The organism is Acinetobacter lwoffii (assembly GCF_024129715.1).
Lineage (GTDB): Bacteria > Pseudomonadota > Gammaproteobacteria > Pseudomonadales > Moraxellaceae > Acinetobacter > Acinetobacter lwoffii_U.
In genome coordinates this window covers 43,119-65,883 of record NZ_JAMXXM010000005.1, presented here as the reverse complement: position 1 = coordinate 65,883, position 22,765 = coordinate 43,119, and the positions used below count along the sequence as shown (strand labels likewise).

At 46.2% G+C, this 22,765-nt stretch carries 21 protein-coding genes and 1 riboswitch; of the genes, 14 read left to right on the top strand and 7 right to left on the bottom strand.

Annotated features, from left to right (window positions below; all coding sequences use genetic code 11):
- Window positions 1-62: 62 nt before the first annotated feature.
- The 7 genes from NI462_RS05770 (at window position 63) to NI462_RS05740 (ending at window position 6,819) form a co-directional block, all read left to right on the top strand.
- Window positions 63-1,094, top strand: a complete 1,032-nt coding sequence (locus NI462_RS05770; RefSeq protein ID WP_253159535.1) for a hypothetical protein — start codon at window positions 63-65, stop codon at window positions 1,092-1,094.
- 108 nt (window positions 1,095-1,202) lie between these two features.
- Window positions 1,203-1,335, top strand: a riboswitch (TPP riboswitch).
- Window positions 1,336-1,423: 88 nt separating this feature from the next.
- Entirely contained in the window at window positions 1,424-3,319 is a 1,896-nt protein-coding gene (gene thiC, locus NI462_RS05765) for a phosphomethylpyrimidine synthase ThiC (RefSeq protein WP_253159533.1), read from the top strand.
- A gap of 76 nt (window positions 3,320-3,395) precedes the next feature.
- Window positions 3,396-4,031: an NUDIX domain-containing protein gene (locus NI462_RS05760; protein WP_253159531.1), complete on the top strand. Its 636-nt coding sequence runs from the start codon at window positions 3,396-3,398 to the stop codon at window positions 4,029-4,031.
- Entirely contained in the window at window positions 4,028-4,840 is an 813-nt protein-coding gene (locus tag NI462_RS05755; RefSeq protein ID WP_004281073.1) for a metallophosphoesterase, read from the top strand. Before NI462_RS05760 ends, NI462_RS05755 begins: the two co-directional genes overlap by 4 nt.
- Before the next feature lie 210 nt (window positions 4,841-5,050).
- Window positions 5,051-5,578 carry an RNA polymerase-binding protein DksA gene (dksA, locus tag NI462_RS05750; RefSeq protein ID WP_004281072.1) on the top strand — a complete coding sequence of 176 codons (528 nt, stop codon included), beginning with the start codon at window positions 5,051-5,053 and terminating at the stop codon, window positions 5,576-5,578.
- A gap of 2 nt (window positions 5,579-5,580) precedes the next feature.
- Window positions 5,581-6,501, top strand: coding sequence for a tRNA glutamyl-Q(34) synthetase GluQRS (gluQRS, locus tag NI462_RS05745; RefSeq protein ID WP_253159529.1), 921 nt, complete (start codon window positions 5,581-5,583; stop codon window positions 6,499-6,501).
- 57 nt (window positions 6,502-6,558) lie between these two features.
- Window positions 6,559-6,819, top strand: a complete 261-nt coding sequence (locus NI462_RS05740) for a zinc ribbon domain-containing protein (protein WP_004281070.1) — start codon at window positions 6,559-6,561, stop codon at window positions 6,817-6,819.
- Here the strand turns inward: NI462_RS05740 and ftsW are convergent.
- The 5 genes from ftsW to NI462_RS05715 form a co-directional block, all read right to left on the bottom strand.
- Window positions 6,808-8,004 carry a putative lipid II flippase FtsW gene (gene ftsW / locus NI462_RS05735; RefSeq protein ID WP_004281069.1) on the bottom strand — a complete coding sequence of 399 codons (1,197 nt, stop codon included), beginning with the start codon at window positions 8,002-8,004 and terminating at the stop codon, window positions 6,808-6,810. The two genes, NI462_RS05740 and ftsW, sit on opposite strands and share 12 nt — an antisense overlap.
- Window positions 8,005-8,024: 20 nt before the next feature.
- Window positions 8,025-9,371, bottom strand: coding sequence for a UDP-N-acetylmuramoyl-L-alanine--D-glutamate ligase (gene murD / locus NI462_RS05730; protein ID WP_253159527.1), 1,347 nt, complete (start codon window positions 9,369-9,371; stop codon window positions 8,025-8,027).
- Window positions 9,372-9,533: 162 nt separating this feature from the next.
- Window positions 9,534-9,785 carry a DUF6587 family protein gene (locus NI462_RS05725; RefSeq protein WP_253159526.1) on the bottom strand — a complete coding sequence of 84 codons (252 nt, stop codon included), beginning with the start codon at window positions 9,783-9,785 and terminating at the stop codon, window positions 9,534-9,536.
- A 59-nt stretch (window positions 9,786-9,844) separates the two neighbouring features.
- Entirely contained in the window at window positions 9,845-11,701 is a 1,857-nt protein-coding gene (gene feoB / locus NI462_RS05720) for a ferrous iron transporter B (protein ID WP_180037288.1), read from the bottom strand.
- On the bottom strand, window positions 11,698-11,958 hold the full coding sequence (locus NI462_RS05715) for a FeoA family protein (RefSeq protein WP_004281065.1): 261 nt from the start codon (window positions 11,956-11,958) through the stop codon (window positions 11,698-11,700). Before NI462_RS05715 ends, feoB begins: the two co-directional genes overlap by 4 nt.
- 174 nt (window positions 11,959-12,132) lie before the next feature.
- Between NI462_RS05715 and xerD the strand changes: the two genes are divergently transcribed.
- The 4 genes from xerD to thrC all read left to right on the top strand — a co-directional run bounded on the left by xerD (window position 12,133) and on the right by thrC (window position 16,589).
- Window positions 12,133-13,050 carry a site-specific tyrosine recombinase XerD gene (gene xerD, locus NI462_RS05710; protein ID WP_253159524.1) on the top strand — a complete coding sequence of 306 codons (918 nt, stop codon included), beginning with the start codon at window positions 12,133-12,135 and terminating at the stop codon, window positions 13,048-13,050.
- A 99-nt stretch (window positions 13,051-13,149) separates the two neighbouring features.
- Window positions 13,150-13,959 carry a DsbC family protein gene (locus NI462_RS05705; RefSeq protein ID WP_005108457.1) on the top strand — a complete coding sequence of 270 codons (810 nt, stop codon included), beginning with the start codon at window positions 13,150-13,152 and terminating at the stop codon, window positions 13,957-13,959.
- A 126-nt stretch (window positions 13,960-14,085) separates the two neighbouring features.
- Window positions 14,086-15,393 carry a homoserine dehydrogenase gene (locus tag NI462_RS05700; RefSeq protein WP_253159521.1) on the top strand — a complete coding sequence of 436 codons (1,308 nt, stop codon included), beginning with the start codon at window positions 14,086-14,088 and terminating at the stop codon, window positions 15,391-15,393.
- 56 nt (window positions 15,394-15,449) lie between these two features.
- Window positions 15,450-16,589 (top strand): threonine synthase, encoded by a 1,140-nt coding sequence (thrC, locus tag NI462_RS05695; RefSeq protein WP_004281061.1) that lies wholly within the window; start codon window positions 15,450-15,452, stop codon window positions 16,587-16,589.
- Window positions 16,590-16,646: 57 nt separating this feature from the next.
- Here thrC and NI462_RS05690 read toward each other — a convergent pair whose 3' ends face one another.
- A complete protein-coding gene (locus NI462_RS05690; RefSeq protein ID WP_180037293.1) occupies window positions 16,647-17,708 on the bottom strand; it encodes a serine hydrolase in 1,062 nt (353 codons plus the stop codon).
- 219 nt (window positions 17,709-17,927) lie between these two features.
- On the opposite strand from NI462_RS05690, the gene gacA reads away from it, so the two are divergent.
- Genes gacA through NI462_RS05675 form a run of 3 tightly spaced genes read left to right on the top strand, consistent with a single transcriptional unit; the run spans window position 17,928 to window position 21,590 of the window.
- Entirely contained in the window at window positions 17,928-18,563 is a 636-nt protein-coding gene (gene gacA, locus NI462_RS05685; protein WP_005108454.1) for a response regulator transcription factor GacA, read from the top strand.
- Between the two features lie 22 nt (window positions 18,564-18,585).
- Window positions 18,586-20,151, top strand: a complete 1,566-nt coding sequence (locus NI462_RS05680; RefSeq protein WP_253159618.1) for a sensor histidine kinase — start codon at window positions 18,586-18,588, stop codon at window positions 20,149-20,151.
- Between the two features lie 14 nt (window positions 20,152-20,165).
- The gene (locus NI462_RS05675) at window positions 20,166-21,590 is read left to right on the top strand and encodes a sigma-54-dependent transcriptional regulator (RefSeq protein WP_253159519.1); all 1,425 of its coding nucleotides are present in this window, start codon (window positions 20,166-20,168) and stop codon (window positions 21,588-21,590) included.
- On the opposite strand, the gene NI462_RS05670 is transcribed toward NI462_RS05675, so the two are convergent.
- A complete protein-coding gene (locus NI462_RS05670; RefSeq protein ID WP_086044364.1) occupies window positions 21,591-22,763 on the bottom strand; it encodes a S41 family peptidase in 1,173 nt (390 codons plus the stop codon).
- Window positions 22,764-22,765: the final 2 nt, after the last annotated feature.

The following is a 22,765-nucleotide window of genomic DNA, read 5'->3' as shown; positions in this document are numbered from 1 at the left end:
TCCAGTAAGGCCGTTATTTTCTGAATTCACCTATATATACAGAGTCCTGAAGCATAGTGTTAATGCCATTCCCGTCTATATTCAAAGCCTGTTTGCTTGCTAGTAGCGTGCTGCTTATTGGGGGCTGCCAACAGCCCTCAGATCCACAGATCCAGGTCGAACAGACTGAGGCGAAGCAAACGCAAAGTCCAGTCAGTGACTTTAGCCTCATGTGCCAGAATATTGAAAAAAATATGTCCCAGATTAATGACCAGCGCACGACGTTTGCGCTGGAGCAGATTAATCAGGATCTTAAAGTATGCCTGCCGTTGATGGACTTGGCGGAGCAGAAGCACCTGATGCAGCGCTCTACCGAAATGTATCAGCACTTTTTAAAGGTGGATCGCACCGAGTTCCAGCAACGCGCCTTTGAGCAGTATGCACTGGAAATGGCCCAGCATCCGACCATTCAGCATGCGCATTTTCAACAGCTCACCTCACGTGACCAGTATCTGTTAAAACACAAGGGGCAGGCTTATGTAGAACTGCTGGATCTGGGGGATGGCACTTTACATTATCGCCGCAGTCCGGAATATCTGGCGCGTATTTTTGCCCCTTATTTACCGGCCGCTGAAAAAGCCTTTATTGAAAATCTGGCGGAACAGAATATGGAACCGGTGCTGGTGGAAAAACGCCTGCAGATTGAAGCCGCTGATATTGCAGCCCGCAGTCTGCTTTGGGAAGACTATCTCAAGACTTATCCGAATAGCAGTTATAAACGCGATGCTGAATATCTGCTGAAGCAATACACCTATTTCCTGTTTAGAGGTACCGAGCAATCGCCGGTGTCTGAAGATTATCACGATCGTTATGCCGTGGATACCAGTCATCTGGAAACCATTATCGGGCTGTCGAGTGGCCAGAAATCAACGCTGTCCACACAGGCACGCCTGTTTCTGGAATTTCTGGACATGACTCCGGAACAGCGCCAGCAAACCTTGCCTGCCGATTATAGAAACCGTTCGGAAGCAGAACAGATTCTGTACTATGCCCAGATCAGTCCGCCCTCACAAAAATACGATAAGGACTGCTTTACCGATGCCATCTGTATCTAGTTGGGATCAGTTTCACCTTCAATCAGTAGGACCATGTCTAAATCAATCCTCGCTTAAAGTTGAGCGATTTAGACCTGTTTATTCTGCCTAAACTGAGCTAAGCTTTAGCCTCGCTTGACGGAGCGCGAGTAATGCCTCGCTGAGATCATGTGATTCCTTTTATCATTATCAGGAATTGAGCATGAGTACCGTTGAACCTGATCAGGTTAATACCTGCGTAGGAATCAAGCTAGCTAAAAACCCAGCCCTTGCTTTATCTGTTCAGGATAAATCTGCCTACGTTTTTGGTCGTGCTTGATTCGTTGATGTCATTTATAAGGATCATAGCCATGAACCAGTTAACGAATCTTTCTTCTGAAACTTCTCTCTCCGCTCATGAACAGGAAGCACGCGATTTAACGCGAATTCTACCCGCTTCACGTAAAGTCTATCTGCAAGGTTCCCGTCCTGATATTCAGGTACCCATGCGGGAAATTTCCTTAAGTGAAACCCCGACCAGTCTGGGCGGCGAACATAATCCACCTTTGATGGTCTATGACACTTCGGGTGTGTATACCGACCCCAACGTGACGATTGACCTGAACAAAGGTCTGCCGAATGTTCGTGAAAGCTGGATTGAACAGCGCAACGATAGCGAAATTCTGGATCAGCTCAGTTCTGAATTTGGTCGCCAGCGTTTACGCGATATCCGTACCGCCGCAATCCGTTTCGCCCATATCCAGAAACCTCGCAAAGCCAAATGCGGCCGCAACATCACCCAGATGCATTATGCCAAGCAAGGCATCATCACTCCGGAAATGGAATACATCGCCATTCGTGAAAACCTGCGCCAGCATGAAGGTGTCGATATGCGCCAACATCCGGGCCAGAATTTTGGTGCCCAGAATTTACGCGAAATCACGCCAGAATTTGTGCGTCAGGAAGTCGCCGCCGGCCGCGCGATTATTCCGGCCAATATCAATCATCCGGAACTGGAACCGATGATCATCGGGCGTAATTTTCTGGTCAAAATCAATGCCAATATTGGTAATTCTGCACTCGGTTCAAGTATCGAAGAAGAAGTCTCGAAAATGACCTGGGCGACACGTTGGGGCGCAGATACGATTATGGACCTCTCGACCGGCCAGAATATTCATGAAACCCGTGAATGGATTATCCGCAACTCTCCTGTACCAATTGGAACCGTACCGATCTATCAGGCACTGGAAAAAGTCAATGGTGTGGCCGAAGACCTGACCTGGGAGATCTTTAAAGACACCCTGATTGAACAGGCTGAACAAGGTGTGGACTATTTCACCATTCATGCCGGCGTGCTTTTAAGATATGTACCGCTGACTGCCAACCGTTTGACCGGTATCGTATCGCGTGGCGGTTCGATCATGGCGCAGTGGTGTCTGGCACATCATCAGGAAAACTTCTTGTATACCCATTTCGATGAAATCTGCGAGATCATGAAAGCTTATGACGTATCGTTTAGTCTCGGCGATGGCCTACGTCCGGGCTGTGTGCAGGATGCCAATGACGAAGCGCAATTTGCCGAACTTCGAACTTTGGGCGAACTGACCCACCGTGCCTGGGAGCATGATGTTCAGGTGATGATTGAAGGCCCGGGCCATGTCCCGATGCATATGATCAAGGAAAATATGGATCTGCAACTGGAAGTCTGTAAAGAAGCACCCTTTTATACCTTGGGGCCACTCACCACCGATATCGCACCGGGTTATGACCATATTACTTCAGCCATCGGCGCTGCGATGATTGGCTGGTACGGTACCGCAATGCTGTGTTATGTCACACCTAAAGAGCATCTCGGTTTACCCAATAAAAAGGATGTCAAAGACGGCATTATTACCTACAAGATTGCCGCGCATGCAGCCGATCTGGCCAAAGGTCATCCGGGTGCACAAGCGCGGGATAATGCCCTGTCCAAAGCCCGTTTTGAGTTCCGCTGGGAAGACCAGTTTAACTTGAGTCTGGATCCGGACACGGCGCGCAGCATGCATGATGAAACCATGCCGAAAGCCGCGCATAAATCCGCGCACTTTTGTTCCATGTGCGGACCAAAGTTCTGTTCAATGAAGATTAGCCAGAATGTTCGTGATTATGCCAGTCAACAGGCCAATCCTGATCAGCCAGCAAGCTCTCAGGCCGAAATTGAAGCCGGCATGGATCAGATGAAAGCCAGCTTCCACAACTCTGGTCAAAATTTATACCACAAACTATAAAACTGTAAAAAAAACAGTTGTCTTCAAAAAAAACTCAGATAGGATGAAAATAAATCAATTCATTCTATCTGAGCATATGAATATTATTAAACAGGCCTCTTATAATAAAAAAGACTTTCGCGTAGAGGCACGTGAATTCTTGTATCGGGGATTTATTCAGGTCGAAAAAGTCAGCCTGAAACACCGTTTATTTAATCAGGAAAGCTCAACCCCTATTTTGCAACGTGAGCTGATTCATCGGCCAGAAGCAGCGGGTGTGCTGATGTACAATCATCAACAGCAGAAATTCGGCCTGATCGAACAGTTCCGGATTGGCGGACTGGATGATATCGACTCTCCTTGGCAACTCGAAGTAATTGCTGGCGTTCTGGATGGCGATGAAGCGCCTGAAACATGCATCCGTCGCGAAGCACTCGAAGAATCAGGCTGTACCCTGGATGAGCTGCAGCACATTTTCAGCTTCTATCCGTCCGCCGGGGCATGTTCCGAATTATTTCATTTATATGTGGCGCAGACCGAATTGCCTGAACAGGGCGGTATTTTTGGCATGCCGGATGAAGGTGAAAATATCCAGCTGCATATTCTGGATTATGCTGATATTCCGTCCTTGCTCACGAATGGTCGCTTAAGAAATGCACCTGTCATTATGGCCTTGCAATGGTTGCAACAACATATTCATACTGCAGGAATATGTCTAAGGGGAAAGACATGAGTTTTCAGCAGTCAAGCATAAACACACAGCCAGATTGGACCATTATCCAGATTTCTGATACTCATCTGATGGATCGGGAAGAGCTGGAATTTGCCCGGATGAATCCCGAGCAGAGTTTTCACGAGGTGATGCAGCAGATCCAACAGCGCTTTCCCCAAATGGATGCACTGATTCATACCGGTGATCTGGCACAGGTGCCGGTCGAGCAGACTTATCAACGCTATTTAGCATTTGTCCAGTCTTTAAACGTGCCGTATTATCAGATTCCAGGTAACCATGACGATTCTCGGGTGTTCCCTTTTCATCAGCATGCGAATCAGGTACATGCCATTCATTTTGGCACCTGGACCATGATCCTGTTAAATAGTGCCGTTCAAGGCAAGATCGATGGCTGGGTGGAACAAGCTCAACTTGATCAATTGGACCAATTATTGCTTGAATTTAAGCATCAGCATGTCATTGTCGCTTGCCATCATCATCCTTTTGCGATGAAATCGTACTGGATTGATCAGCACCGGCTGAAAAATGCTGAAGATTTAAAAGATGTACTGGCTCGGCATCATAATATCAAGCTGGTTCTGTTTGGTCATGTGCATCAGGATTCCTGCAACGAATGGCATGGCATCTACTTTTTATCCACGCCATCGACCAGTGTGCAGTTTAAACCTAAAAGTGAAGATTTCGCGCTAGATCAGGCGGCACCAGGTTATCGTGTATTACATTTGCAACAAAATGGTGAGTTTGATACCTATATTGAACGGGTGGCATTGAGCCAGCAAAATATTAATACCGAAATTTCAGGTTATTAACTTTTCAATTTGTTTTTTTTGCATTACTTTATTGCAACCAAAGGAAATGTGATATGCATAGTCCAGACATCAAAGACTATCAATAAGCATAAAAAGTCTATATGATGACGGCCCCCATAGGAGGATAATCTTTCTACAGGGTGGATAAAAAACTGCATATCACCATATTTTTTGCGTAGCAATCATACGCATAGATGAGGAATGCCCTAAATGGCGAATGACAACCAAAATCAAGTCTTAGACAATCAAACTGATGTTGTAGAAGAGAAAGCTGCAAAGCGCGTACGCAAATCTAAGCCTAAAACGACTGACGGTGGTTCTACTGCTAGCTTATTTGGTATTGAACCTTATCAACCTAAAAAAAATGAAGAATACATGTCTGAAGGTCAGCTTCAGCATTTCCGCCAAATCTTGCTGGCTTGGAAAGCTGAGTTGATGTCAGAAGTGGATCGTACCCTGAATACGATGCAAGACGAAAATACTGCTCTTCCAGATGTGAATGACCGTGCGACTCAGGAAGAAGAGTTTGCGATTGAGTTACGTACCCGTGACCGTGAACGTAAACTGATTCGTAAAATCGAACAGTCGATCGAAGCAATCCAGAATGATGACTATGGTTTCTGTGAAACTTGTGGTATCGAGATTGGCTTGCGTCGTTTAGAAGCACGTCCAACGGCTACTTTATGTATTGACTGCAAAACCCTTGCAGAGATCAAAGAGAAGCAAAATAACGGTTAAGTATGTCTGTAAATAATCCTCCCCTAACCCCTCCTTTAAAAAAGGAGGGGGACAACAGGATGGCTTATGTGGGCCGGTTCGCGCCATCGCCAACCGGCCCTTTGCATTTTGGCTCCCTCATTACCGCAGTTGCCAGTTACTGCGATGCCAAAGCCAATCAAGGCACATGGCTGGTCCGGATTGAAGACACCGATATTCCCCGCATTTATCCCGGCAGCGAAGAGCATATTTTGCGTGCCATGGATGCCTTTCAGCTTGAACCTGATGCCGAAATCATTTTCCAGAAAGACCGTTTAGATATTTACGAAGACGTCATCCAGCAATTACGTCAGCAAGACCTAGTCTATGCCTGTCAATGTACCCGTAAAATGCTCGGTTCCAACCATATCTATCAGGATACCTGCCGCAACTTGGGTCTGGCTTTTGAGCATCAGGCCATCCGTTTAAAAGTTGAAGATGTTGAAATCTGTTTTGAAGACCGGCTGCAAGGTCAGCACTGTTCAGAACTGAAAAAAGATCTGGGCGATTTTGTCTTAAAACGTCGTGACGGCATTATTAATTACCAGCTGGCTGTAGTGGTCGATGACTATCTGCAAGGCATGACCCATGTGGTGCGTGGGGCTGATCTTTTAGATAATACCGAACGGCAAATCTATCTAGGGCAGTTACTCGGTTATCCACGTCTGAGCTATATGCATCTGCCGCTGGCAATGAATGATCAGGGACAAAAACTGTCGAAACAAAATCTGGCCCAAGCACTGGATTTAATTCAGGCGCCACAATTATTAAAACAGGCACTTAAGGCTTTGCATCAGGCTGAAGTTGATTTAGATGCTCCGCAACAGATGCTGCAACAGGCAGTGGCGCAATGGGATATCGAGCGGATTCCACATACAACTGAGCTACAAGGTCACTATTTATAAAAACAGCTTTTCACTTAAGCTAGACTTCTAGAATGAAAAATAGATAGGAAGAAGAGTATGTTTTTTATTTTTGGCGTCGGCCCTAAAACCAAAACCATTGAGAAAAGCCAGTTTCTGTGTCCGGTCTGCCGTACTCGTTCGGGCTATGAGCTAAAACAGCAGCGTAATTATTTTTCTTTATTTTTTATACCCTTGATTCCACTTTCCAAGCCTAAATCTGCTTTTGTGACCTGTTCCAATTGTGGAACCGCAATGCCGAGCACGGTACTGGACCATGCTCAGCCAGAGCCAGGACGAAACTCCAATCTAGAAGCTTGATTCTTCGCGGCTTGGATTGACCTGACGCGTGGTCGAATCAATTTTCAGAATCAGACTGATCATGACCGCACAGATAATCAGGGATGAACCGCCATAACTAATAAATGGCAAGGTCAAACCCTTGGTCGGCAACATGCCCATATTCATACCGGCATTCACCAGAATCTGTAACAGGAAAATGATACTGATGCCATAAGCCAGATAGCCGGCACGCAAATATTGATGCTGCAAGGCGCGGTGTCCAATGCGGATACAGCAAACCAGCATGGTGAAGGACAAGATCAGGATGGTTGAAATGCCTAAAAAGCCAAATTCTTCACCCAAAATTGCCAGCATGAAATCGGTATGCGCCTCAGGCAAATAAGACATTTTCTGGATACTATGCCCCAAGCCTACCCCTGCCCATTCCCCACGGCCAAAGGCCATAAGGGCATTAGAGAGCTGATAACCGGTGCCTAAGGGATCTTCCCAAGGATTCGAAAAAGACAGCAGACGTTGCAGACGATACGGTTCCAACAGAATCGCGGCAGCAAATGCGCCGACCAAGGTCATAAAAGCCACACCGAACTGAATCCACGGCGCACCCGCCAGAAAGAACACGCCAAGCATGGTTAAGGTAATTACCACGGTTGCACCCAAGTCAGGCTCGAGAATAATCAAACCGACGGTAGCACCCATGATGGCACTTAAACGGACCAGACCCTTGATATTATTCCGTACTTCTTCCGCACGGCGCACCACGTAGTCTGCAGTAAAAATTGCCATCATCACTTTGGCGACTTCCGAAGCCTGTAAGGTAAAGCCTGCGATCCGAATCCAGCGTTTGGAACCATTGACTTCCGTCCCGACAAATAGCACGGCCACCAAAAGTACGATGGTAATAATCCACAAAAAGAAAGTGTTATTAAACCAGACTTTTAAGGGGATTTTATAAGCCAGAAAAGCTGCTACGGCAGCGACAAAAATCGAAATCCCATGTCGGCTAATATAGTGAAACGGATTTTCATGCATACGTTCTGCATAGGGCATCGAGGCCGATGCCACCATGATCGAACCAATGCAGAGCAAAGCCAACACACAGAAAATCAATACATTCCGTGGATTCACTTCAGCAGGTATTCTAGGTATCCACTGCGTATAAAATTGATTTAATTTATTGATCGTAGTCTGAGCAAACCCAGCCATATCACGAATCCTTGTTATTCTTAATTGAGTTCATTCACATACGCAACAAACTTGCGACCACGCTCAGGATAACCCGAGAACATATCAAAACTTGCGCATGCAGGAGACAATAGCACGACATCATGTGCCTGAGTGTGCTTTTGGCAGATTTCTACTGCCTGCTGCAAGCTGTCCGCATGAATCAGTTCAGTCGTACCCGCAATCGCTGCTTCAATGACGGGACGATCTTCACCGATTAATACCGCTACTTTGGCATATTTGCTTAATGATTCACGCAAGGCTTTAAAGTCCTGCCCTTTGCCCTGACCACCGAGAATAATCGCGACTTTACCGCCTTGGGCTTCAATGGCCATGCCGAGACCGTCCAGTGCTGCCAAGGTTGCGCCGATATTGGTACCTTTGGAGTCGTTATAATAACGTACGCCTTGCACTTCTTTAACGAATTCACAGCGATGTTCCAGACCTTTAAAGGTCTTTAAGGTATTCAACATGCTTTCCAGTGGCAGGCCAATCGCTTCACCCAGCGCCAGACAGGCTAAGGCATTGGCAACATTATGCGTGCCCTGCATATACATCTCGGTACTTTTCAGCAGACGCTCACGACCACGCGCCAGCCAGATGCTGCCATCCGTATCCTTGAGAATACCGTACTGGTTCATATCCGGTGCATTTAGACCAAAGCTTTGTATCGGTGTTACGTCTGGCACCAGAGGACGGGTCAAAGAGTCATCACGGTTATAGACGACTTTTTTTACACCCTGGAAAATCCGGTGTTTCGCCGTGTGATAACCCATCATATCGCCATGACGATCCAGATGATCTTCACTCATGTTCAACACCACCGCGACTTCAGCCGCCAGATTTGAGGTGGTTTCCAGCTGAAAACTGGACAGCTCGAGTATATACAGCTCAGGATCGTCTTTAGTCAGGTCTAGCGCAGGACGACCTAAGTTACCACCGATAGCGACTTTTTTACCTGCATCCGCTGCCATCAAGCCAATCAAGGTCGTCACGGTACTTTTGGCATTAGAACCGGTAATTGCTACGATTGGCTTGTCTGTAGCACGGCGTAAAATCTGGATTTCACTGACTACTGGAATGCCCTTGTTGATGGCTGCCTGAATTTCAGGAAGTTTAGGATCAAGTCCTGGGCTGATCACGATTTCTTCCGCAGACAACAACAGCTCGGCATCAAACTGACCGAAACTGGTCTGAACTTCAGCGGTTATCTGCTCATGCCCTGGCGGGTTAGCTCTAGAATCTGTTACTGCAACGCGGTAGCCCTGACTATGCAAGAAATTGACTGCTGCAACACCTGATATTCCGAGTCCTGCAACGACTTTTAACCCACCACGTTGTATTAACATTTTCGCCCCATATTTTGGTCTATTTTGAAACTGACGAAATGGTAGCACTTTGCTGTTTTGAATGCCTTTTCTGATTGGCTTTTCTGCACATTTTTTTTGTGTCCATGCGTAAAAAAACCGTCATGATCATGACGGTTTTTAAAATTCAGCCAGAAAAGGAAATTATTTCCATTTCACCGCTTGTTGGGCTGGCTTTTCTTCTGAACTTTTTTCTGAAACCGGACAGGCACAGTTGCCACCACAGCCTGCAGCCATACCCGGTTGCAGCCATTTGGCCAGACGCTTCCAGCCCTTGGCTGCACAGGCATCAGACAGCTTCTGGAAGACTGAGTTAGAGGTGTTCGGAAACACCTTTCTGAATACTACCAGCATGCTCCAAAGCACCAGTGCTGTCACAATTAGAATTTCAATCATCTCAATCTCCCATACATATACAATGCAGCAAATTCAATTGGCCAAGGCCAAGCTGAGATTTAGCCCAAATAATATGAAGCAATTTGATAAGTCAGGAATGACATGAAATATGCCAGACCAAACAGGTAAACAGTCATGATACTGACGGTTTTCCAGGAACCGGTTTCACGTTTAACCGTTGCCAGAGTCGCTAGACAATGTGGTGCATAAATAAACCACACCAGCAAAGACAAACCTGTCGCAACTGACCAGCCCAGATCACCTCCACCGCTGATCAGCGCAGCCAGACCTTCAGACATCGCATCTTCATCAACTGCCGACATCGCATAGACTGTGCCCAGTGCTGCAACGACCACTTCACGCGCTGCCATCGCCGGAATCAGGGCAATACAGATCTGCCAGTTAAAACCGAGGGGTGCAAAGATCGGTTGCATCAGATGACCGAGCATCCCTGCCAATGAATAATCAATGGCCGGCAGGGTTGCGCCTTCTGGTGGCTGCGGGAACGTACACAGGAACCACAGCACAATCGATAAGGCGAAGATGATGCCGCCGACACGTTTCAAGAAGATTTTGCCGCGATCCAATAAGCCGATCCAAACGTTCTTCAAGTCCGGAAAACGGTAGCTTGGCAGTTCCATCAGCAGCATGTGCTGTGATTTATCTTTGTGGAAGAATTTCAACACAAAAGACACCAGCAAGGCACTTACGATACCTGCCATATACAGACCGAAGAGCACCAGACCTTGCAGATTCAGGAAACCCCAGACGGTTTGTGCCGGTACAAATGCCGCAATCAGCAAGGCATAAACTGGCAAGCGTGCCGAACAGGTCATTAAAGGTGCAACGAAAATCGTGGTTAAACGATCTCGTGGATCACTAATGGTCCGCGATGCCATGATGCCCGGAATGGCACAGGCAAAGCTGGACAATAACGGAATAAAGGCACGTCCTGACAAGCCTGCTTTAAACATCAGCTTGTCTAACAGGAAAGCAGCACGCGGTAAATAACCAGATTCTTCTAGTACTAAAATAAAGAAGAACAGAATCAGAATCTGTGGCAGGAACACCACCACGCCACCGGCACCGGCAATAATCCCGTCCACCACCAGGCTATTCAGTAATGGGTGCGAAATATATTCGCCGAGGAACTCACCCAGCCAGCCAAAGAAGGATTCAATCCCATCCATAAACGGCGCAGCCCAGGCAAATACCGCCTGGAAAATCACGAACATCATCACGGCCAGACTAATTAAGCCCAATACCGGATGCAGAAAAATCTTGTCAAGAAAATCTGTACGTTTATCTTCCTGATCGACGAAATTAACCACGTCATTCAGAATGTTTTCCACGCGCTGGTGACTGTCACCTTTCAAGCCGCTGAGTTCGGTCTGTGGTACAGAATACTTGCCTTGATCCAGCGCATTTTTCAGGTTTTCAATCCCTGAATTGCGCACAGCCACCGTTTCTACCACAGGTACGCCCAGTCGCTCAGACAGCTTCTGGGTATTGATCTGCATGCCACGACGGCGTGCTTCATCCATCATGTTCAGCACAACCAGCACCGGACGACCCAGTGCAATCATTTCCAGCACCAGACCCAGATGCAATTTCAGATTGGTGGCATCTACCACACATAAAAATGCATCCTGCTCCTGCTCTTCCGCAATTTTACCTTGTACGACGTTGCGGGTGATTTCTTCATCCGGACTGGTTGCATCCAGACTATAGGTTCCCGGCAAATCCAGTACCCGTACCGCTTTGCCTGAGGCAAGCTGAAACGTACCGACTTTACGTTCAACCGTCACACCCGCATAGTTACCGACTTTTTGGCGCGTTCCGGTTAAATGGTTGAATAATGAAGTTTTACCGCAGTTAGGGTTACCGACAAGGGCAATACGTAATGTATCACTCATGCCGACACCGCCTGTTCGATTTCAATTTTGGCTGCTTCTGATTTACGCAAAGCAAAACGTGTGAATCCAACTTGAATCAAAATGGGATCTCCACCAAAAATACCTTTAGTAATGACCTGTACCTTTGTACCTGGTACAAAGCCTAAAGTTTCCAAACGACTCGCGACGACATCGTGTAGAGCACTTTCACCATCAGTTGTTCGACTCACTTTTCGAATGATGGCAATTTGTTTTGCTTTTAAATCAGACAAACGCACCGTGAAATTCCTAAACTATTTTGTACAGTATACAAACAAATGAGAATAATTAACAAATAAGATTAATTACATTTCGATTTAGCCTTATACCACATCGACACTGTCATAAAATTAAACTACAGTGGAGAATACCAATCCCGATTATCGCTTTTTCAGATCAGATCCTTTCATCCTATGCTGAATAAAAAACCCCGTATTCCTGCCCCTGTCCAGATTCCTGATGCGTTCAGTTATTTACAGGGTTTTCGTGATTATCTGATTGCGCAAACGGTCAGCCCGCATACCCGCAATGCCTATTTGTCCGATCTGGTGCAATGTGCAGAATGCCTGAGCAAGCCTCTACCGGAATGGAATCATGATGATATTTCCGATGTACTGATTGCGCTGACCAAACAGCAAAAAAGTCCACGTTCGATTGCCCGCTGCCTGTCTGCCTTGCGTTCATTTTATAAATTTCTGCGCGAGCAAAAACTGCGTAGTGACAATCCGGTGGCTGCACATAAAACCCCAAAACTGGGCCGGGCCTTACCCAAAGATCTCTCCGAAGCAGATGTCGAAGCCTTAATTCATGCCCCTAATATCAACACGGCATTAGGACTGCGTGATCGAGCCATGTTCGAAGTGCTGTATGCCTGCGGACTCCGGGTGACCGAACTGATTAACTTACGTCTGGAACTGATCAACTTAAAACAGGGGTATTTACGTATCGCCGGTAAGGGCAATAAAGAACGCCTGGTTCCGATGGGACAAATGGCTTGTGAATGGGTAGAAAAATATCTGAACGAAGCCCGTCCGCAACTGTATAAGACTTCGACCGATTATCTGTTTCTTACCCAGCATGGCGGCATCATGAGCCGGCAGAATTTCTGGTATGCGATTAAGCGTTATGCGCTGCAGGCCGGCATTCAGTCCGAACTGTCACCGCATACCTTACGTCATGCCTTTGCGACGCATTTACTCAATCATGGCGCAGACTTACGCGTAGTGCAGATGTTGCTCGGGCATAGTGATCTGTCTACCACCCAGATTTATACCCATGTGGCACAGGTACGGATGCAACAGCTGCATGCCACCCATCATCCACGTGCTTAAAACATATCCGGATGGAATAAACTGAGAAGTTTGACGTGTGGGTATTTTTTTTTGTTATGCTAATACTCTGTTTTTAATCCAAGAAGAAAAGGGTTTTTTATGACATTTGCCCGCTCAAAAATTTTTATGGCTTGCACACTTGCTGCTGGTTTGGGTCTGACTGCGTGTTCCAATTCCACTAACAACGATAAAAAGCAAGAGTTGACTGCAAGCGCACCGGCGACGGGCGAAGCCTCTACCCTAACCGAACGTAATGCAGAACAGCGTCTGGCGTCTACGTTGGAAAAGCATTTCAAAACTGCTGGCATCAGTGCCAAAATTACCGACATTAAAGCCACTGAAGTTCCAAACCTGTACTGGGTGAGTCTGGAAGGCATGTCTGCGGTCTATGTCACCAGTGACGGTAAATACCTGATTCAGGGCGATGTGATCCGTCTCGGCGACAAACAGCTACACAATGTCAGCGAAAACCTGCAGGCAGGCATCAACAATAAACTCTTTGCTGAACTCAAGCCAGCAGACTTGCTGGTCTATCCAGCTAAAGGCAAAGCCAAGCATGTGGTCTATGTGTTTACCGATGTCAGCTGTCCGTATTGCCATAAATTCCATGAGCAAATGGATGAGATGAATGCCAAAGGCATTGAAGTGCGTTATATCGCCTGGCCGCGTGGTGAACAGCATATGCCAGCCATGGAAGCGATCTGGTGCAGTGCCGACCGCCGTAGTGCCTTTAACCAGGCGATTGCGGGTGCACAGATTAGTGCAGAGAAGTGTGAAAATCCTGTTCAAGATCAATATCAAATGGGTCTAAATATGGGTGTGAATGGTACCCCTGCCATTTATAATTCAGCAGGTACTTATCTAGGTGGTTATATGTCTACATCGGAATTATTGAATCGGCTTAAATAACTCATTTTAATAAGTTATTTAACTTTATTTTATAGACAAAGATATTCTGAAATGACCCTAGAGTCAGGCGGGTTTTTTAGCTATGATCTAGGCTCTTGTAAAAAACTGTTTAATTTGGAGTGTGACGTGAAACCAGTTCGTCTGGCAATCCTCGGTCTTGGTACTGTAGGTGGTGGTGCCTTGAAACTATTAAAAGAAAATGCTGCTGAGATCAAACGTCGCACCGGTCGTGAAATTGAAATTACCCATGTAGGCACCCGTCGTCCACGTCCTGATCTGGATCTGCCAGAATCGGTTAAACAAAGTGCCGACTTGATGGACATCGTACGTCAACCTGATGTAGACGTCGTGGTTGAAGTCATGGGCGGAATTCATCCTGCTTTTGAAATTATTATGGAAGCCATGAAACATGGCAAACATATTGTAACGGCCAACAAAGCACTCTTGGCTGAACACGGCAACGAGCTATTTAAAGCGGCTGAAGACAATGCAGTACAGATTGCCTATGAAGCGGCAGTGGCCGGTGGCATTCCGATTATTAAAGTGATTCGTGAAGGTCTGGCAGCCAACAAGATTGAATGGCTGGCCGGTATTATTAACGGCACGGGTAACTTCATTCTCAGTGAAATGCGTGAAAAAGGCCGCGCTTTTGAAGATGTGTTGAAAGAAGCTCAAGAACTGGGTTATGCCGAAGCTGATCCAACCTTTGATGTGGAAGGAATTGATGCTGCACACAAGCTGACGATTCTGGCCTCATGTGCCTTTGGTATTCCGCTACAGTTTGACAAAGTTTTTACTGAAGGCATTGGCAAAGTCACTGCACAAGACGTGAAATATGCCGAAGACCTCGGTTTCCGGATTAAACACCTAGGTATTGCTCGCCGTACCGATGCCGGGATTGAACTTCGTGTACACCCGACCCTGATTCCAGATGACCAGTTAATTGCCAATGTCAACGGCGTGAAAAATGCGGTTCTGGTACAAGCCAATGCGGTCGGCCCAACATTATACTATGGTGCTGGCGCAGGTGCGGGACCAACGGCTTCTGCGGTTGTTGCCGATGTGATTGATATTGTCCGTGACATTATTTACACAGAAGACGGCGCAGGCACCATTCCGCAACTGGCTTTTGAAGCGCTCAGTGATTTACCGATCTTGAGTCGTGAACAAATGACCACCGGCTATTACATCCGTATTAATGCCGAAGATCAGATGGGCGTGCTTGCTGATGTGACCACGATTCTCAGTCGTGCCGGCATCAGTATTGATGCGATCATGCAGCAACCGCGTTTATCCAAAGACCTTATTCCTATCGTGATTCTGACCGATCCTATCGTCGAATCAAAAATGGATGCAGCGCTTTCACAAATTCAAGCATTACCCGTCATTCATGGCGAAATTGTACGAATTCGTTTAGAATCGCTTGATAATTAATCGGGTTGAGGGGAGTATTCCCCTTGCCAAGCTCTACACACAATTGGAACATCATCATGTCGAATGCCAATCGTTATACTGGTTTAGTTGACCGCTATCGCGACCGTTTACCAGTGTCTGCAACTACTCGTGCGATCTCTTTGGGTGAAGGTAATACTCCACTGATCAAGCTTGAGAATATTCCACGCATTATTGGTAAAGATGTTGAAATTTATGTGAAGTACGAGGGCTTAAACCCGACTGGTTCATTTAAAGACCGCGGTATGACTATGGCGGTGACGAAAGCCGTTGAAGAAGGCTCTAAAGCTATCATCTGCGCATCTACCGGCAACACCTCTGCGGCGGCGGCGGCATATGCTGCACGTGCTGGCATCAAAGCATTCGTGCTCATCCCTGAAGGCAAAATTGCCATGGGTAAAATGGCTCAAGCGATGATGTATGGTGCGATCACCATGCAAATTCGCGGTAACTTCGATGACGGTATGCGTCTGGTTAAAGAAGTTGCCGATCAGGCACCGGTAACGATTGTAAACTCAATCAACCCGTACCGTCTGCAAGGTCAAAAAACCATTGCTTATGAAATCGTTGAAGCTTTAGGTCGTGCACCGGATTATCACTGCCTGCCAGTCGGTAACGCGGGTAACATCACTGCGCACTGGATGGGTTATACCGAAGCGGTTGCCAACCAGTCGAAAGAAGAATTTGAGCAAGTCGTTTACGATGCTGAAACTGATGCTTTCACTGGTCCTAAACCGGCAGGCTTGCCAATCATGGCAGGTTATCAAGCGTCTGGTGCTGCACCTTTCCTTCGTGGCGGTCCAGTAGAAAATCCGGAAACTGTTGCAACTGCGATTCGTATCGGCAATCCGCAAAGCTTCAATCATGCTAAAGCGGTTGTTCGTGATTCAAACGGCTGGTTTGATGAACTGACTGATGCGGAGATTCTTGAAGCTCAACGTCTGCTTTCTATGTATGAAGGTGTATTCGTAGAGCCTGCGTCTGCTGCGTCTGTCGGCGGCGCGATCCGTGACATTAAAGCGGGTAAAATTGCTGAAGGTTCAGTGATCGTATGTACCGTAACGGGTAACGGTCTGAAAGATCCAGACACTGCTATCAAGCAATGTGCTGATGCCGTGATGTTGTCGATTGATGCAACTATGAGTCAAGTTAAAGACTCTATTCTGTCGAATATGTAATTTCGGCCAGAATTAAAAAAACCCTGCACTTGCAGGGTTTTTTTATGAACCAATCAATTAGATTCGTTTAGGTTGCTGGCTGACCCAACTCATTAAACGGGTCGCATCATTGGTACGCGCCTGTGAGCTGTTTGCGCCTAAAAGTACCACCGCCACCGGACGGTTATTCAGAGTCGTGTGCATCACCACACAGCGCCCTGCTTCATTAATAAAACCGGTTTTAGAAATATTGATATTCCAGCCGCCATTACGTACCAAGGCATTGGTATTATTAGATTTCAATACACGATAACCCAAGTTAAAGTCATAGCTTGGCGTGGTCGAGAACTGACGAATCAGGCCGTATTGAGAGGCAGTATTCACCAAAATCCCTAAGTCACGAGCTGATGCCACGTTGCCCGGATGCAAACCTGTCGACTCCATGAAGTGGGTAGAATTCATACCCAGCTCTTTGGCTTTGGCATTCATTTTGGCAATAAATGCTGATCGACCACCCGGATAGGTTCGTGCCAAAGCGGCAGCAGCCGGGTTCTCGGACTTCATCAGAGCAAATAATAAAGCTTCAGCACGGTTCATGCTGTCTCCTGCTCTTAGCGTCGAGCTTGAGCTTTTACAACCTGAACAGGAAAAATCAGCCTGTTGCAGGGTGATTTTTTCCGACATATTCAGACGTGCATCAGAAATCACCACCGCTGTCATCAGCTTAGTAATCGATGCAATCGGATAGGCAGTATTGGTATTTTTGCTAAACAGCACTTCACCGGTTTGTGCATCCATGACCAGTGCAGCCCGTGCATTGACAGAAGGTTGATTACTAAAATGATTCGTATCAATAATCTGTGGCGCAGTATAAGCAGGTTTGGCTGCTGTTGGCGCTGCTGTGCCGGCCTGACGCAAAGTGGTGGTCACTGTGGCAGACCCGGGTGGCGACGGCTCATTGGCAGAGGCATTAAAATCATCGCTCATTAACTGGTTAACTTCTTCAGAAGACCAACTAATGCTGGAACCGCCCTCTGCCGTGCCAGAATTCATAATGATTTCAGCAAAACTTGTCGTGCTCATGCTGATTAACACGGACAGGCCGAGTAGATGCCTTAAAGACTTGTTTATTTTCTTCACTATTCCTTCACTCAACTAACAGAGGTAAGATTGATTTGCGTATTACCTCTAATATGCCTTACATTTAAACACAATGCCGAACATTTTTTGTTCTTGACACTGTGTGATAAGTTTCAGATTTAATCTTGCGAATAGGATTGCTAATTTTGTACTTTCATTGCAAGCTTATTTTGCTTTATGTAACAAAAAAATGATTTTTTTAACAGAGGGAGAGCGTAGGTGATCACAGTTTTAGTTGTGGACGACCATGAATTAGTTCGTACTGGAATTTGCAGAATGCTAGAAGACCATGCGGAGGTTCAGGTAATTGGACAAGCTGAATCTGGTGAAGAAGCGATCTCTCTGGTTCGTCAACATCATCCTAATGTAGTTTTGTTAGATGTGAATATGCCGGGCATTGGCGGCGTAGAAACCACGCGTCGTCTACTTCAGAGTGCGCCGGAAACCAAAGTTTTAGCGGTTAGCGGTCTGGCAGAAGAACCTTATCCGTCCCTGTTATTGAAAGCCGGTGCCAAAGGTTATATCACCAAAGGGGCCCCGATTTCGGAAATGGTCCGTGCGATTAATAAAGTTATGCAAGGCGGTAAATATTTTAGTGCCGACATTGCGGAACAGTTAGCCAGCTCTTACCTTTCTGATACACAACAATCGCCTTTTGATGCATTGTCAGAACGTGAAATGCAAGTGGCGATGATGGTGGTGAATTGTATCAGCGCCCAGGAAATTGCCGACAAGCTCTTTGTGAGTGTTAAAACCGTGAATACTTATCGTTACCGTATTTTTGAAAAACTGAATATCGATAGCGATGTCAAACTGACTCATCTGGCCATGCGCTATGGACTCATTAAACCTTAGCTTTTAACGAGTTCCGGTGCATATGGCACAAAAATCCAGTTATTCTGCGCTCAATCAATATCATCTCGGTATCTGGTATAGCGCTTATCGCTTGCTGATCAGCACCGGCCTACTGCTGATTTTTCTGCTGACCTACCCCGAACTCACCACCGATTATCAATATCCGCAGCTGTATTATTATGCGCTAGGAATCGGGGTTGCGATCAATACCGTACAGCTGTTTGCGCTGAAATGGATCAGACGACTGATCCAGCCGCAGCTGATCATGATTTTCTTTAGCGATGTCTGCGTTCTAAGTTTGCTGACTTTGGCCAGTGATGGTCCTAATCTGCAAATCGGGCTGCTGTTTGTGATTACCATCTTTTCTGCATCTTTATTATTAGATGCAAAAAAGGCCTTAGTTGTCACCCTTATTGCGGTCATCAGCGTTATTTATCAGCATTTTATCGGCAGTATTTTTGCATTTTCATCACTCAGTAATATCAGTAATAGCGCCCTGCTGGCCTTTTTGTTTTTTGTGGTTTATGGCACTGGGCAGATCGCCGTACGCCGTTTCCAGATTCTAGAAAATTTGAACTTCTCTCAATCACTGGAACTGCATCGCTTACAGAATATTAACCGCTATATTCTGGAACAGATTGAAACCGGTTATCTGGTACTGGATGAAAACTACCATGTGGTACTCAGTAATCCCGCTGCCTGTAATCTTTTGGGAATTGAGTCCAAATACGGTCATGAGAAATTCACCTTATCTCAGTCACAGCCAGATTTATTTGAACTGATCCATTTTGAAACCCTGGAAAATGGTGAGCGCTTTCAGTTTGAATCCCAGCAAAGTCGCTATAATATTCATGTGCAGGTACAAAAGCTGATTGTGCCGCATCAGACTCTAATGCTACTGGTGTTACAGGATGCCAAAAAATTAAATCAGCAGGTGCAGCAACTCAAACTTGCTGCTCTGGGTCAGCTATCAGCCAGTATTGCTCATGAAATTCGTAATCCATTGGCGGCCATTGTACAGGCCAATGATTTATATCTGGACTCGGAAACTGAACAGCAACAGCTACTCCAGCAGATGATTGGTCGACAGGCGACCCGGATTGACCGGATTATTCAGGACACGCTGAATATGGTCAAAAATAAAGAAACCCATCCGGTGCCGATTCATCTTAATGAATTTATCCCGTTATTTATCCAGGAAGATTTGGCCGATATTCGCGATCAGATTCAATTTAATATTGATATCCCTTTGGTGATTCAGTTTGATGAAGCACAGTTCCGGCAAATCCTGATTAATCTGATTCGTAATGCGATTCGTCACAATTCAGCCGATGCTGCTTATATTCAGCTGAATGTGCATCCCTATGAACATCGGGTCTGGATTGACGTACGGGATTTTGGCTCTGGCGTAGCCGTACATGACCAAGCTCTATTGTTTAAACCCTTTTTTAGCACATCGATTAGTGGTACCGGATTAGGATTGTATTTATCACATAGTTTTTGCGAAGCAAATCAGGCACAATTAAACTATATACAACAAGAACAGGGCGCATGCTTTCGCATCAGCTGTCAACGTATTACGCTTTAAAGGGGTCAAGGAAGATGAATGGGGAACAACAACCACTGGTGCTTTTGGTGGATGATGAGGAAGATTTGTGTACCCTCATGCAAATGTCATTGCTGCGCATGGGAATTCGTACGCACATTGCCCACCGTTTGGAAGATGCTAAAAAATGCCTTGCCAATCATCAATATGATGCCTGTCTGACTGACCTAAATCTGCCCGATGGCAATAGTTTGGAGTTACTGGACTGGATTGGCAGCCTCTATCCGGCACTTCCGGTCGCAGTTCTGACCGCCTATGGCAACATGGAAATCGCCATTGCTGCGCTCAAAGCCGGGGCCTTTGATTTTGTCAGCAAACCGATCAATCAGAAACATCTGGAACAACTCTTACAAAAAGCCCTGAATAAACCGGTGGATTATTCGCATAATAATCCAAATGAAGCGCTTGAACATAAAATGCTGATTGGACAATCCCTGCCGATCCAGCAACTACGTATTACCTTACAAAAAATTGCCCGATCCCAAGCACCGGTTTTTATCACTGGTGAATCGGGAACAGGTAAAGAAGTCGTGGCCAATCTGGTCCATCGCCTGAGTAACCGCAATGAAGGTCCTTTTATTGCGATTAACTGTGGCGCCATTCCGACTGAGTTGATGGAAAGCGAACTGTTTGGGCATAAGAAAGGCAGCTTTACCGGCGCTGCTCAGGACAAACAGGGACTGATTCAATCTGCCCATGGTGGCAGTCTGTTTCTGGATGAAATTGCAGAATTACCGCTTTCTATGCAGGTCAAATTGTTACGTGCCGTACAGGAAAAACGTATTCGTCCACTCGGTTCGGATACCGAAATTGATGTGGATTTCCGTGTGATCAGTGCCACGCATCAGGATCTGGAAGCCTTGGTGCAACAAGGCAAATTCCGTCAGGATTTATATTTCCGTATTCATGTAATGGATCTGACTTTACCGCCATTACGTGAACGCGGTCAGGATATTCTGCTATTGGCCGAACATTTCATTCAGAAGATTTGCCAGGAATGGGGCATTCCCAATAAAAAACTGACCGAACATAGCAAAGATTTCTTATTGGGACAATATTATCCAGGTAATGTGCGTGAATTGCGTAATATTATGGAACGCGCGATTACTTTAAGTGATGAAGAGCGGATTGATCTTCAGCATTTGCAGAGTGCACCGCTGCGTCAGGCGCTAAACAGCCCTCAGGAGATGAATACGCTCACCAGCGAGATCATTGCGACCGAAACCCTGATTGCACCTAAAAAGCTGCCTGAAGAGGGTTTAGAGCTGTTTTTGGAAAAGGTCGAGAAAGAAATTTTACTCAATGCGCTGAATCTGACCCACTGGAACCGGACACTGGCCGCCAAAAAACTCGGCATGTCGTTCCGTTCCCTGCGCTATCGCTTGAAAAAGTTCGGACTGGATACCGAAGAAGATGAATAATTATTTTTGCAGGAGCAGTAAATCTGTAACATGTTCCAGATAGCTCTCCTCACGCATTTCCTGCTTAAACGGATAGTTGAAATGCGGCTGTATGCCCCGCCCTTCAATCATCTGGCCACTTGGGCTAAAGTATTGCGATACCGTCATCTGTAAAGCCGAACCATTGCTTAAAGGAAAAAGTTTCTGTACTACGCCTTTGCCATAGCTCTTTTCTCCGACCACCCAGGCACGGTTATGTTCTTTCAGGGCTGCAGTAAACACTTCTGCTGCAGAAGCCGAGCGGTTGTTAATCAGCACCCCAACTTTCAGATTCTGGAACTCAAAACTCGGCAAGGCCTGAAATTGCTGGTTGCCTTCAGCACGGCTTTTGGTCGAGACAATCACGCCCTGATTCAAAAATAAATCGGCAGATTCAACTGCGGCCGAGAGTAAGCCACCGGGATTATTGCGCAGATCAAATAATACGGCTTTTAAGCGTTTATCCGAATAACTTTCAATCAGACGTTTGATTTCATTGGCAGTATCTTGCTGAAAAACCTTGACCTGTAAAACCAGCACCTGGTTATTGTGCAAGCTCGATTTAATTTCGGTATCCAGCTTGGTATTGCGGACCAGACGAACGGCCGGACTTTGCGAGGAAAGCTGGATCATGAGCGTAGAGCCAACTGCTCCACTCAATAACTGCCGGACTTGTTCCTGATTCAGGCTACTTAAGACCTGATCGTCAATTTTATAAACCGTGACGCCATTTCGCAGTCCCTGCTTGGCTGAATCTGCATCGGCACTCAGTCCTTGAACCACCCATTGCTTCAACCGCGGGTCAAATTGCAGATCAAAATCAATGCTGGCCAGATCCCCTTCGGTATATGCACGCAGCTGCTTATAATCTTCAGGCGACAAATAACGGGAATAGCGGTCTAAGCCACTGACCAGACCCTGAATGGCCTGCTGGAATAAGGCATCGTCATTTTTATCTTGAATATAATTGTCTTTTACGATGCCATAAATTTGTACGAATTCCTGAATAGATGCCACAGGAATTTCAGAATAAACCTGCCCATCCATTTCCATATCATCGAATGCCGGCTCATTTGAACCCGCACCCCAGGCTGAATGACTCAAACACATCAGTAAGCATGGTATTACAACAGACTTCCAGCGTATTCTTGTCATTC

Bases quoted from the DNA above. Each gene is read 5' to 3' on its own strand.
- thiC (WP_253159533.1), top strand. From the start codon at position 1,424: ATGAACCAGTTAACGAATCTTTCTTCTGAAACTTCTCTCTCCGCTCAT.
- NI462_RS05755 (WP_004281073.1), top strand. From the start codon at position 4,028: ATGAGTTTTCAGCAGTCAAGCATAAACACACAGCCAGATTGGACCATT.
- murD (WP_253159527.1), bottom strand. From the start codon at position 9,371: ATGTTAATACAACGTGGTGGGTTAAAAGTCGTTGCAGGACTCGGAATA.
- dksA (WP_004281072.1), top strand. From the start codon at position 5,051: ATGGCGAATGACAACCAAAATCAAGTCTTAGACAATCAAACTGATGTT.
- NI462_RS05705 (WP_005108457.1), top strand. From the start codon at position 13,150: ATGACATTTGCCCGCTCAAAAATTTTTATGGCTTGCACACTTGCTGCT.
- ftsW (WP_004281069.1), bottom strand. From the start codon at position 8,004: ATGGCTGGGTTTGCTCAGACTACGATCAATAAATTAAATCAATTTTAT.
- feoB (WP_180037288.1), bottom strand. From the start codon at position 11,701: ATGAGTGATACATTACGTATTGCCCTTGTCGGTAACCCTAACTGCGGT.
- gluQRS (WP_253159529.1), top strand. From the start codon at position 5,581: ATGTCTGTAAATAATCCTCCCCTAACCCCTCCTTTAAAAAAGGAGGGG.
- NI462_RS05770 (WP_253159535.1), top strand. From the start codon at position 63: ATGCCATTCCCGTCTATATTCAAAGCCTGTTTGCTTGCTAGTAGCGTG.
- NI462_RS05760 (WP_253159531.1), top strand. From the start codon at position 3,396: ATGAATATTATTAAACAGGCCTCTTATAATAAAAAAGACTTTCGCGTA.
- NI462_RS05725 (WP_253159526.1), bottom strand. From the start codon at position 9,785: ATGATTGAAATTCTAATTGTGACAGCACTGGTGCTTTGGAGCATGCTG.
- thrC (WP_004281061.1), top strand. From the start codon at position 15,450: ATGTCGAATGCCAATCGTTATACTGGTTTAGTTGACCGCTATCGCGAC.
- xerD (WP_253159524.1), top strand. From the start codon at position 12,133: ATGCTGAATAAAAAACCCCGTATTCCTGCCCCTGTCCAGATTCCTGAT.
- NI462_RS05740 (WP_004281070.1), top strand. From the start codon at position 6,559: ATGTTTTTTATTTTTGGCGTCGGCCCTAAAACCAAAACCATTGAGAAA.
- NI462_RS05670 (WP_086044364.1), bottom strand. From the start codon at position 22,763: ATGACAAGAATACGCTGGAAGTCTGTTGTAATACCATGCTTACTGATG.
- NI462_RS05680 (WP_253159618.1), top strand. From the start codon at position 18,586: ATGGCACAAAAATCCAGTTATTCTGCGCTCAATCAATATCATCTCGGT.
- NI462_RS05675 (WP_253159519.1), top strand. From the start codon at position 20,166: ATGAATGGGGAACAACAACCACTGGTGCTTTTGGTGGATGATGAGGAA.